At 68.3% G+C, this 12,356-nt stretch carries 7 protein-coding genes; 6 read left to right on the forward strand and 1 reads right to left on the reverse strand.

Annotated features, from left to right (window positions below):
* Positions 1 to 115: 115 nt before the first annotated feature.
* Complete coding sequence (hemL, locus tag AC1RQC_RS40095) at positions 116 to 1,405, reverse strand: glutamate-1-semialdehyde 2,1-aminomutase (RefSeq protein WP_492886829.1); 1,290 nt, start codon at positions 1,403 to 1,405, stop codon at positions 116 to 118.
* Between the two features lie 215 nt (positions 1,406 to 1,620).
* Here hemL and AC1RQC_RS40100 point away from each other — a divergent pair, with 215 nt between their 5' ends.
* From AC1RQC_RS40100 to AC1RQC_RS40125, 6 genes are all read left to right on the forward strand, one after another.
* Positions 1,621 to 1,791: a rubredoxin gene (locus AC1RQC_RS40100; protein WP_006159034.1), complete on the forward strand. Its 171-nt coding sequence runs from the start codon at positions 1,621 to 1,623 to the stop codon at positions 1,789 to 1,791.
* Between the two features lie 446 nt (positions 1,792 to 2,237).
* The gene (locus AC1RQC_RS40105; protein ID WP_006159033.1) at positions 2,238 to 2,732 is read left to right on the forward strand and encodes a response regulator; all 495 of its coding nucleotides are present in this window, start codon (positions 2,238 to 2,240) and stop codon (positions 2,730 to 2,732) included.
* A gap of 26 nt (positions 2,733 to 2,758) precedes the next feature.
* Positions 2,759 to 3,127, forward strand: coding sequence for a response regulator (locus AC1RQC_RS40110; protein WP_043344417.1), 369 nt, complete (start codon positions 2,759 to 2,761; stop codon positions 3,125 to 3,127).
* Between the two features lie 66 nt (positions 3,128 to 3,193).
* Entirely contained in the window at positions 3,194 to 3,763 is a 570-nt protein-coding gene (locus tag AC1RQC_RS40115; RefSeq protein WP_492387113.1) for a chemotaxis protein CheW, read from the forward strand.
* A 102-nt stretch (positions 3,764 to 3,865) separates the two neighbouring features.
* On the forward strand, positions 3,866 to 6,034 hold the full coding sequence (locus AC1RQC_RS40120; RefSeq protein ID WP_492376600.1) for a methyl-accepting chemotaxis protein: 2,169 nt from the start codon (positions 3,866 to 3,868) through the stop codon (positions 6,032 to 6,034).
* 97 nt (positions 6,035 to 6,131) lie between these two features.
* Entirely contained in the window at positions 6,132 to 12,155 is a 6,024-nt protein-coding gene (locus AC1RQC_RS40125; RefSeq protein WP_492886831.1) for a hybrid sensor histidine kinase/response regulator, read from the forward strand.
* The last annotated feature ends 201 nt before the right edge of the window (positions 12,156 to 12,356 follow it).

Below are 12,356 nucleotides of genomic sequence, written 5' to 3' on the forward strand. Positions count from 1 at the left end.
CTACTTTCTTGGCGAGACAAGAAAGTAGGTCGCCTCCCCGCAGGGGAGGTGAAACTGCCTTTGACTTTCAGCCTTTGACCTTGAAGTGCAGTTCAATGACCAACAACACAAGCCCTCATGCCGCGAAAGCCTTGCGGGCGGCTTCGATGGTAGTGGTGAGGATCGCGTCGTCGTGCTGCGCCGAGACGAAGCCCGCCTCAAAGGCGGACGGCGCCAGGTAGACGCCGGCATCCAGCATGGTGTGGAAGAAGCGGTTGAAGCGCGCGGTATCGCACTGCGTGACTTCAGCAAAGCTGCCCGGCACGCCCTCGCGGAAGTACAGGCCGAACATGCCGCCGATGGCATCCGCCGCGAACGGCACGCCGGCATCAGCCGCGGCCGCGGCCAGGCCGTCGGCCAGCTTGCGGGTTTGCGCGGCAAGGCGGTCATGGAAGCCCGGTGCCTGGATCAGCTTGAGGGTGGTCAGCCCGGCCGCCACCGCCAGCGGGTTGCCCGACAGCGTGCCGGCCTGGTACACGGCGCCCAGCGGCGCCAGGCAGGCCATGATGTCGCGCCGCCCGCCAAAGGCCGCCGCCGGCATGCCGCCGCCGATCACCTTGCCCAGGCAGGTCAGGTCCGGCGTGATGCCGTAATGCGCCTGCGCGCCGCCCAGCGCTACGCGAAAGCCGGTCATCACCTCGTCGAAGATCAGCACGGCGCCATGCTTGGTGCACAGCGAGCGCATGGCTTGCAGGAACGCATCGCTTGCGCGCACCAGGTTCATGTTGCCGGCCACCGGCTCCACGATCACCGCGGCGATCTCACTGGCGTGCTTGATAAAGGCTTGCTCGAGCTGCTCGACGTTGTTGTACTCCAGCACCATGGTGTGCTTGGTCACGTCGGCGGGTACGCCGGCCGAGGAGGGCGCGTTCTTGGTGGTGTCGGCAAAGGTCAGCAGGCCGGAACCCGCCTTGACCAGCAGGCTGTCGGCATGGCCGTGGTAGCAGCCCTCGAACTTCACGATCAGGTCGCGCTTGGTGAAGCCGCGCGCCAGGCGCAGCGCGCTCATGGTGGCCTCGGTGCCGGAGGAAACCAGGCGCACCTGCTCGATCGACGGCACCAGCTTGCAGATTTCCTCGGCCATCTCGATCTCGGCCTCGGTCGGCGCGCCGAACGAGAAGCTGTGGGCCGAGGTCTCCTGCACCGCGCGCACCACTTCGGGGTGGGCATGGCCGACGATCATCGGGCCCCAGGAGCCGATATAGTCGATGTAGCGCTGGCCGTCGGCGTCCCACATGTAAGCGCCTTCGGCGCGCGTGATGAAGCGGGGCGTGCCGCCCACCGAGCGGAAGGCGCGCACGGGCGAATTGACGCCGCCCGGAATGGTTTGCTGTGCGCGGTCGAAGAGCTGCTGGTTACGAGACATGGCTTTGCGTGAAATCAAAAGCGGGAGAAACGCGTTCTAACAGGCAGCAAGTTACCTTGAAGATGCCGGCAAAAAGGCTCAAATGCGAGGCATTTACGCGGTAACGTGCGCGAACACGGCGTATTTGGCCCGAATCCTGCTAGCCCGGCTGGCGCCGGCGGCGCCGATTCGGTACCATCTGGCCCTGAATTTTAATGGAGAGTGACTGGACCGTTATGGAATACAAGACCTGGATGTGCCTGATCTGCGGCTGGATTTACGACGAAGCTACCGGCGCGCCCGAAGACGGCATTGCCCCCGGCACCAAATGGGAAGACGTGCCCATCAACTGGACCTGCCCGGAATGCGGCGCGCGCAAGGAAGATTTCGAGATGGTGGCGCTCTGACATGCTCCAGGCTGGCTGGAGTTGCTAAACAGCAACGCTAACACCGCCGCGTCGCCAGCCAGCACAGGCTGGATGGCTTGATCTGGCCATGCGTCACCATGACGCGACCGTGACGACTCCGCTTGGGGCCTCAGCCCGCCGCGTCGCGTCGCGTCGATGCGACAGATCGCCAGGGGCCGCCCGAGATTCCGGATTGACGGCCCCACGGCGACTTGTCACACTCTGTTTCAAATTTGAAAATCCACCCTTTGGGGGGTGGGCCGCGGCAGGCGCGGGTACCACGCGCCGCCGTTTGCCGGGCACCGGGGCTTTCCGGCCGGCGTGTTTTCGGGAATCAAATCGTTTTGTTTCGGGGGTCCGTCGGGGCGGCCAGGCTGCCTTGCGCGGAAGTTCTCAAGTGAATGCCGGCGTTTCCGTCAGGGAAACACGCTGGTCGCGGGAACGAGATGCGGGTCGCTCAACTACAAGAAGGTATTCGGGTCAACGCCGAGGTCAGCGGCGCGGTCGAAGCTGGCGCTGGCGCTAGCGGCGCTGCTGCGCCTGCGCGCCGCAAGGTGCTCGTCATTGACGATTCCAGCACCATTCGCCGCACCGCCGAGATCTTCCTGTCCCAGGCCGGCTGCCAGGTGCTGCTGGCCGAAGACGGCTTCGAGGCACTCGCCAAGGTCGGCGACATGCATCCGGACCTGATCTTCTGCGACATCCTGATGCCGCGCCTGGACGGTTACCAGACCTGCGCCCTCATCAAGAAAAGCCCCCGGTTCCATGCCATCCCGGTGATCATGCTGTCCTCCCGCGACGGCGTGTTCGACCGTTCGCGCGGCCGCCTGGTCGGCGCGCAAGACCATCTCGCCAAGCCTTTTACCCGTGAGTCGCTGCTGCAGGCGGTAGACGCCTGCGTGCCACGTGCCGCTGCCGTGGCCAGCCCCTTGCCGGCTTGAGCGCAATCCAAGGAATACCAATCATCATGACTATCAGCAAAATCCTTATCGTCGACGACTCCCCCACCGAAGCCCTGTTCATGTCCGACCTGCTTGGCAAGAAGGGCTTCAAGGTCTCGGTGGCCGGCAATAGCGAACAGGCCTTCGCCCGGCTCGAGAAGGAACCCTTCGACCTGATCCTGATGGACGTGGTGATGCCCGGCCAGAACGGCTACCAGGCGACCCGCGCGATCAAGCGCGACGACCGCTTCAAGGACATCCCCGTGATCATGTGCACCAGCAAGGGCCTGGACACCGACCGCATCTGGGGCATGCGCCAGGGCGCGGCAGACTACGTCGTCAAGCCGGTCGATGGCGAAGAACTGCTGACCAAGATCGCTGCGCTGGCGCACTGAGCCGCGCGCCGGTTTCCTGCCCGCTTGCATCCGAGCCCATCCTTGCCTTCTCACCGGAACCCGACCATGACCGCGCCGCGCCAGGATCTTCGTGCCCGCCAGACCCGGCTGCAGGACTACCAGGCCATGCTGGCCCGCAGGCTGCGCGAGGCGCGCAGCCTGCCGGCGGTGGACAGCTTCCTGGGCCTGCAGGTGGGACAGCGGCACTGGCTGCTGCCGTTGCCGGAGACGGGCGAGGTGCTGGAGATGCGCCAGCCCAGCCGCGTGCCGCTCACGCAGTCCTGGTACACCGGGCTGGTGAACGCGCGCGGCAGCCTGCTGGGCGTGATCGATTTCGGCCTGTTCTGCGGCGAGGGAGCCACCGCGCTGCAGCCGGGCAGCAAGATCGTGGTGCTGTCGCGCCAGGTGGAGCGTGCCTGCGGCATCCTGGCCACGCGCGTGATCGGGCTGCGCCATGCCGGCGACCTGTCGTTGCCGGTGGAAGCGGCGAACGCGCCGCCGGCGGGGCAGGATGCAGCGCCAGACTGGGAGGGGGCGCGTTTTGCCGATCGCGACGGGCGCGACTGGCAGGTGCTCGATGTGCGCAGGTTGCTGGCGTCACCGGCCTTCCTGCAGGTGGGCCGGCAGGCTGCCTGAACGCCGCGCGGCGCCGCTTGCAAGGATGCGAAGCCGCAACGGTGCAACGGCGCAACGGCACGGCGACAAATCAAATTCAAAAAATAACGGACAGAGGGTGCTATGGGTTTCAAGATGTTCAGCCTGGGTCGCCAGGCACCGGCGGCCGGTGCCGCCGAACTGGCGGCAGACGCCGCAGCCGCGCCCAGCACGCGAAGCACCCCGGCCGAGACGCTCTCGGGCCGGCTGTCCCGCATCCCGTTTGCCAGCCAGCAGCGCGCGCTGACCACCGGCGTGGTGGTGTCGCTGGCGGCGCTGCTGGCATCGGTGTATTTCGATAACCGCGAAGCCAACAACGGCGCGGCGCAGATCGAGATCGCCGGCGACATGCTGATGCACTCGCAGCGGCTGGCCAAGGCCGTGCCGGTGGCGCTGCTGGGCAACGCGCAGGCGTTCACGCAGCTGCGCCAGTCCAAGAGCGAGCTCGCGGGCGACTTGCAGGCGCTGCAAGACGGCAGCGATGCGAAGCACGTGCGCGCGACCGGCGCAGCCGCCGCGCCGCTGCTGGAAAAAGCGATGGAGTCCTGGCAGCGCACCGAGAAGAGCGCCGGTGACGTGCTGGCCCAGCAGCCCACCCTGACCACCATTGGCCAGACGCTGCAGATCTTCAACGCCTCCAACCCCGAACTGCTGGAAAGCGCGGAGCAGGTGGCGGCAATCAAGTTGCAAAGCGGCGCCAACGCGCGCGAGGTGGCTGCCTCCGCGCAGCTGGTGATGCTGACGCAGCGCCTGGGTAAGAACCTCAACGAGTTCCTGGCGGGCGAAGGCGTCAACCCGGAAACCGCGTTCCTGCTCGGCAAGGACACCAATACCTTCCGCGAAACCCTGGATGGCCTGATGAACGGCAGCGAAGCGCTGCGGCTGTCGGCGGCGGGAGATGCTGAAACCCGCGGCTACCTGCAGCAACTGTCGCAACGTTTCGACGCGGTGCAGAAGACCACCCAGACCATCCTGCAGAACCTGCCCGGCCTGATCGCCGCCAAGCGCGCGCAGCAGCAGATCTTCAACGACAACGAGGCACTGCGCGGCGAGCTGTCCGCGCTGCAGGCCGCTTATGCGCAAGGCGCGCGCGTGCGCCCGCTGACGCTGGGCGCCACCATCGTCTCGGCCTTGCTCACGCTGCTGTTCCTGGCCGGCCTGGCCGCGCTGTACCTGCGCGACTCGCGTGCCCGTACCCTCGAAGCCGAGGCCCGCGAGCGCGAGGCTGAAGCCCGCCGCCTGGATGAAAAGCGCAACAACGACGCGACCCAGAAGGCGATTTTGCAGTTGATGAACGAGTTGCAGGACATCGCCGACGGCGACCTGACCAAACAAGCCACCGTGACCGAGGACATCACCGGCGCCATCGCCGACTCGGTGAACTACACGGTGGAAGAACTGCGCGAACTGGTCGGCCGGGTGCAGCAGACCGCCGGCGAGGTGACGCAGGCATCGGGGCAGGTGCAGGACACCTCGACCGAGCTGGTCGCCGCCTCGGAAGAGCAATCGCGCCAGATCCGCCAGACCGGCGAATCGGTGGTGGAGATGGCGGACCGCATCACGCAGGTCTCGCGCGGCGCGGCGGAATCCGCCAACGTGGCGCGCGCCTCGCTGGCCGCGGCCGAGCAGGGCCAGCACGCGGTGCAGAACGCCATCGTCGGCATGAACGACATCCGCGAGCAGATCCAGGACACCTCCAAGCGCATCAAGCGCCTGGGCGAATCCTCGCAGGAGATCGGTGAAATCGTCGAGCTGATTTCCGACATTACCGAGCAGACCAACGTGCTGGCGCTGAACGCCGCCATCCAGGCCGCATCGGCCGGTGAAGCCGGGCGCGGCTTCTCGGTGGTGGCCGAAGAAGTGCAGCGGCTGGCAGAGCGCTCCGGCGAGGCAACCAAGCAGATCGGCGCGCTGATCCGCACCATCCAGACCGACACCCAGGACGCGGTGCACGCCATGGAGCGCAGCACGCAGGGCGTGGTGGAAGGGGCCAAGCTGTCGGACAACGCCGGCGCCGCGCTGGTGGAGATCGGCCGCGTGTCGCGCCAGCTCGCCGAGCTGATCGAGCAGATTTCCCAGACCACCTCGCATGAGGCGGGGCTGGCTACCGCGGTGGCACGCAATATCGAAGGGATCCTGCAGGTGACCGAGCAGACCTCGTCCGGCACGCGCCAGACGGCACTCTCGGTGCGCCAGCTGACCTTGCTGACCGAAGAGCTGCGCAATTCGGTGCTGCGATTCAAGATCGCCTGACGAGTCAGCATACGAGTCAGCATTGGTGTTCAACGCGAGCCCGCGCGGATGCGGGCCACGGACCGGCGCCACCGCATTGGACGCATTGGAAGCAGTCATGTCATTGAATTTCCCTGTCTCGCGCGAGGCCGCCGGCACCGATCCGGCCGTGCAGGATCCGCTGGCGCCGATCCCTTCGCCGGACCTGTCCGCCGAGCTGGCCGCCCCTGCCAGGAAGCCTGCCGCCCCGGTAGCTCGTGATCTTTCCGTGCTGGCCTGGCTGGCGCCGAGCCTGCGCGCCGCGCTGGATGACGCCGCGGCCGAGCTGGGCCATTACGTCGATGAAGTGCAGCAGGCGCCCGAGGCGCTGGGCGCGCGCGACACCACTTCGCTGCGCCTGGCCGGCCAGCACCTGCACCAGGCCGCCGGTGCGGTGCACATCGTTGGCCTGCGCGGGGTCGATCCGTATTGCCAGGCGCTGCGCCGCCTGCTCGAAGGCATCGATGGCGGCGCCGTGCCCGCCGACGCCCGCACGCTGGCCGCGTTCCGCCTCGGCGTGCAAGCGCTGGCCGAGTACGTCGACGACCTGATGGTTGGCGACGACGAAGATCCGGTGCGGCTGTTCTGTTCCTATGCCGACGTGCTGGGCCGCCTTGGCGAAGACCGCGTGCACCCCGCCGACCTGTGGGTGGACGAGCTGCAGATGCTGCCCGGCATCTTGCTGCCGATGCGCATGGCCTCCACGGTCACGCGCGCGCGCCAGCGCTTCGAGGCGGCGTTGCTCAAGGCGCTGCGCCTGCCGGTGCCATGCGCCGAGCCGAGCCTGTTGCACGAGGCCTATCTGCCGCTGGAGTCCGCGCTGGAAGACGTACGCGCGAGCGAGCAGGAACTGCGCCGGGCCACCGACCATCCAGACCGCGGCGTGTGGCATGTGCTGGCGCTGGTGTTCGGCGCGCTGGCCCACGGCCTGCTGCCGTCGGACCTGCTGGCCAAGCGGCTGGCTGGGCGTGCCCACCTGCTGCTGCGCCAGTACCTGCAAGGCCAGGTGCGGGTGCCGCAAGCCTTGCTCAACGACGCCGTGTACCTGCTGGTCACCACCAGCGGAACGCCGCCCGCGGACGAACCGCAGGGCGCGCCCGTGCTGGTGCTGCGCTCCGCCATTCGCGAATGCCTGCAAGCCTTCCGCATCGATGCGGCGCATGCCACCGTGCATGCCGACTTCCGCGTGCGCTACTACGGCTGGCTCGACCCGATCGACACCCGCAACCTGCAGCAGGCGGCCACCGCGCTCGAGCGGGCCGCTGCCGCTGGCCCGGATCACGGTGAATGGCATAACGCGCTCGCCGTGCTGGCCGAAGCCGCGCAGCCGCTGGCCCAGCCGGCGCTGCAGCGCTGCCTGGATGCCGCGCTGCAGGTCCGCCCTGGTGCCGATGATCCCTTTGGCGCCAGCGCCATTGCCTTGTTCCTGGGGCGGGCACTGGCGCTGCCATGGCGCGTGCATGGCAGCACCGGGCACGCGGCGGCGGCCGAGTTCGCACGGCGTTGCGATGAACTGACCTTGTACCTTGGCGCGCATGAGCGTGGCGAGCCCGCTGCGCAAGCGCCGCGCTGGCTCGCGCAGATGGTGGACCAGGCGCGCACCCAACGCCTGCGCGAGGCGGCAGTGGCGCAACTGCGCGGCCACCTCGACAGCGGCGAATCCTGGCTCGATGCCTATGACCGCGATGCCACCCGCGCCGAAGCCGGCGCGCACCTGCGCGACGCCGAACGCGCGTTCGCGGCACTCGCCGGCACGCTGGCTGGCTTGCGCGAGGCCGGCGCGCTGCCAGAAGCCTTGCAGGCCGATGCGCTTGCGGTAGCGGCGGCGCTGGAGCGCGTGATGCCAGCGCTGGAATGGCTTGCCGGCACGCGCGCCACGCAGGCTGCAGGCGAGCCTGTCAGCGCCGCCGACGCGGTGAGCGAGCGCGCTGGCCACCTTGCCGCGATTGCCGGCGAGCTGGGTGTTGTGCATGCCTTTATCGATGCGCTGGCATTTGGCCGTGCCGCATCAGCGGACACGCATGCCGATGCCGTCGACGTTACCGCGCAAGACGAGCAGGGCGGCGCGGTTTCCCACGCGACGCTGCTAGCCAAGGCGCGCGCGGCAGCCAACGAGGCGATGCGCCATCCGGCGGCCGCTGACGCGCCCGAAGTGAAGGCGCTGCGCGCGGCGCTGCAGGCGATGAACGAGCAGGCCGCCATCGACGACGCAGCCGGCCTGCGCCGCCAGGCCGGCGAAGCTACCACGCAGCTCAATGCCTGGCTCGCCGGCTCCCACGGCGCGGCCGAGCGCCTGGTGGTGGCGCTGGCCGAGGCGCTGCCGGCCAGCGTGCCCGGCACGCCCGCGCCAGCGGCAGCCATGCCCGCCGCGGCCGATGCCGCCGCCATCGACGCCGAACTGCTGGATATCTTCCTGACCGAAGCGGTCGAAGTGCTGGGCGAGGTCGCCAATGATCTCGGCGGCGGCCTCCACGCGCTGGCGGATGCCGATACCATCAGCCGCCTGCGCCGCGCCTTTCATACGCTCAAGGGATCCAGCCGGATGGTCGGCCTGCATCGCTATGGCGAAGCAGCCTGGGCAATCGAGCAGGTGATGAACCTTTGGATTGCCGAGGCCCGCGCCCCGGCGCCGGTCCTGCTGGACTTGCTGCTGCGTGCCCACGATGAGCTGTCTGGTTGGGTGAACGCACTGCGCGGCGATGCCCATGCCGCGCACGATGCCACGGGCCTGCTGGCCGCGGCGCAGTCTGTGCGCGCGGGTGAGCAGCCCGAGGACGAACAGGTGCTGGAAGCACAACCGGTGATGGAGCTGGAACCCGTGCCAGGTATCCAGCCCCCTGCGCAGGATGCAGAGCACCCGGCCGAGGCCGAAGTGGACAACACGGTGGCGGCGGATGCCAAGGTCATTCCTTTCCGCTTTGCCAGCACGCCAGCCGAGGAAAACGACCACTTCAAGCTGATCGGCCCGGTGCGCATCAGCCTGCCGCTTTACAACGTCTACCTGCAGGAAGCCGACGACCTCATCCGCCAGTTCGCCACCGATCTCTCCGAGTGGCGCCACGAGGGCCGTCCCTGCCCGAGCGAGCTGGCGCTGCGTGTCGCGCATACCTTGCAAGGCAGCGCTTCCACGGTCGGCCTGGAACCGGTACGCGCCATTGCCGAGGCGCTTGAGCGTCTGATGCTGCAGCTCGGCGCGCACCCGGTGGCGATGCACCCGGGTGACTTCCGCTTGCTGGAGCAGGCGGTGGAGCGCGTGCGCGGCATGCTGCACCAGTTTGCCGCGGGCATCTGGCCTGCCGCCGATGACGCGCTCTGCCGCAGCCTGCTGGAGCTTGGCGAGCGCGCCATGGTGCGCCCGCGCCTGGCGCTGCCGGCGGTGGAGCTGCTGGCCGAGGCCGAGGACGCGCCGGTTGCGCAGCTGTTTGGCAAGCTGCCCGGCGTGGCCAATGCCGGCATGCTGCACGACGCCACCGTCACGCCCCTGCATGCGGTGCAAGCACAAGCGGCCCCGGGTGTCACGGATACGCCGTACGAGCAAGCCACCGAGGTCGCCGAGGTCGCCGAGGAAGCCCCCGATCCGGCGCTCGTCGAGATTTTCCTGGAAGAAGCGCACGGCAGCTTGCCGGAGCTGGGCAAGCTGCTGCGTGGCTGGGAGGCCGCCTGCGGCGATGGCGAGCATGCCAGCCACGCCGGCCTGATCCTGCGCGCGCTGCACACGCTCAAGGGCAGCGCCCGGATGGCCGGCGCCATGGCGCTGGGCCAGGCCGCCCACGAAATGGAAACCCTGCTCGATGCCGCCGTGCGCGCCGATCGCGTGGGACCGCTCCTGTTCGTGCGCCTGTACGCCTGGTACGACCGTATCCTCGCGCATAGCGAGGCGCTGCAGGCAGGCCGCCTGCTGCCGGTGGACGATCCCGAGCTGATCAACACCATGACCGGGCAGAACAGCGCGCCGGACGAGGCGCCGGTTCCGGCCGCACCCGCCGCACCCACACCTGCGCCTGTGCAAGACGCGCCACAAGCTGGTGTTGCCAGCCACGCCGCGCCGCCGAGCGCCACGGTGCAGCCGTGGCTGCCCAGTGCGCCTATGCGGCCGGTGGGGGCATCCCTGCCGGTGCCCGCAATGGGCGCTGCGCTGGCCCCCGCCACCGACGCCGTCGAACGCCAGCGCGCGCTGGTGCGGGTGCAGGCCCGCACCCTTGATACGCTGATCACCGATGCCGGCGAAGTCGGCGCGACGCGCGCGCGGCTGGAGAGCGAGCTCGACGCGATGCGCAGCTACCTGGGCGAGCTCAACGACAACGTGGCGCGCTTGCGCGGCCAGTTGCGCGAGATCGAGATCCAGGCCGAGTCGCAGATGGCCTCGCGCACTGCCGATGCCCAGCACACGGTCGAGTTCGATCCGCTCGAGTTCGATCGCTTCACGCGTTTCCAGGAGCTGACGCGGATGATGGCCGAGTCGGTCAACGACGTGGCCACCGTCGAGCAAAACCTGCAGCGCGGCTTCGATCGCGCCGCCGGCGACCTCGACGCGCAAGCCCGCCTCACGCGTGGCCTGCAGCGCAGCCTGATGCAGGCGCGCATGGTGCAGTTCGACGCGCTGGCCGAGCGTTTGTATCGCGTGGCGCGCCAGGCCGCCAGCGAGACCGGCAAGGAAGTGCGCCTGCTGATCAAGGGCGGCACCGTAGAGGTCGACCGCTCCGTGCTGGACCGCATGGCCGGCCCGATCGAGCACCTGATCCGCAATGCCGTTGTGCACGGCATCGAGTCCGCCGACGTGCGCCGCGCCGCGGGCAAGCCCGCCACCGGTGCGCTCACACTGGAAGTGCAGCAAGAAGGCAATGAGGTGGTGCTGCACTTCGTGGACGATGGCGGCGGCCTGGACCTCGTGCGCATCCGCGCGCGCGCCATCGAGCGCGAGCTGCTGGCGCCGGACGATGATGCGGCCGATGCCCGCCTCACCGAGATGATCTTCGCCCCAGGCTTCAGCACCGCGGATACGGTGTCGGAGCTGGCGGGGCGCGGTGTCGGCATGGACGTGGTGCGCGCTGAAACGGTGGCGCTGGGCGGGCGCATCGCGCTGGCCACGCAATACGGGCAGGGCACCCGCTTTACCGTGCACCTGCCGCTGACGACAGCCATTACGCAAGTGCTGCTGGTCACGCTGGGCGGGCGGCCCTTCGCCATCCCCAGCGGCATGATCGACCAGGTTCAGCAACTGCGCTCGCAAGGCCTGCTTGAAGCCTACAACCAGGGCAGCCTCGACGCGCCCGGCGGCGCCGTGCCGTTCCACTACCTCGGCACGCTGCTGGAGGAAACGCCGGCGGTAGCCGCAGGCAAGAAGTATTCGCCGGTGGTGGTGGTGCGCAGCGGTGTCGAGCGCATCGCCGTGCACGTGGACGAAGTGATCGGCAACCGCGAAGTGGTGGTCAAGCACATCGGCCCGCACCTGGCACGCCTCGAGGGCATTGCCGGCGCGACCACGCTTGGTGACGGCGAGATCGTGCTGATCTACAACCCGGTCGTGCTGGCGCAGCGCTTCGTGCGCGAGCGCGGCGAGCTGGCCCGTCCGCAGCTTGCCGCTCTGCCGCATCTGCCCCAGCCAGCGCAGCAGCCGACGCTGGGTGCGGTGGCCGAGTTCTCGCAAGGCGGCGCGGCTCCGGTGCAAGGGCTGGCCACGCAGCCGACCGTCATGGTGGTCGACGACTCACTGACCGTGCGCAAGGTCACGCATCGCTTGCTGACGCGGGCCGGCTACCAGGTGGTGCTGGCGCGCGATGGTGTGGACGCGTTGCGGCAGTTGCAGGAGGTGATGCCTGACGCGATGCTGGTCGACATCGAGATGCCGCATATGGATGGTTTTGACCTGACGCGCAATGTGCGGGCGGATAGCCGGACCGCGCATATGCCGTTGGTGATGATCACTTCGCGCACGGCGGAGAAGCATCGGCGTTATGCGGCTGAGATCGGGGTGAATGTTTATTTGGGTAAGCCGTATAACGAGGATGAGCTGCTCACTACGTTGCAGCATTTGTTGGGTGAGCGGGCGGTTGGGATGGCGGGGTCGGTGGCGCAGATGCTGGGGGAGGATGCGGGGAATTGATGGTGGTGGTGGGTGGTTGACTGCAACTGCAACTGCAACTTCAACTGCTGTTTCACCACCCCTGCGGGGCGGCGACCTACTTTCTTGTCTTGCCAAGAAAGTAGGCAAAGAAGGCGCGCCGGATTGGGGCGACTACCCCCTCGGGCTTCGGCGAAAAGAGCGGCCGGGACCCAAACTCGCATCGCCTTAAGGCGATACTCA

The organism is Cupriavidus sp. GW822-FHT03E04 (assembly GCF_058801495.1).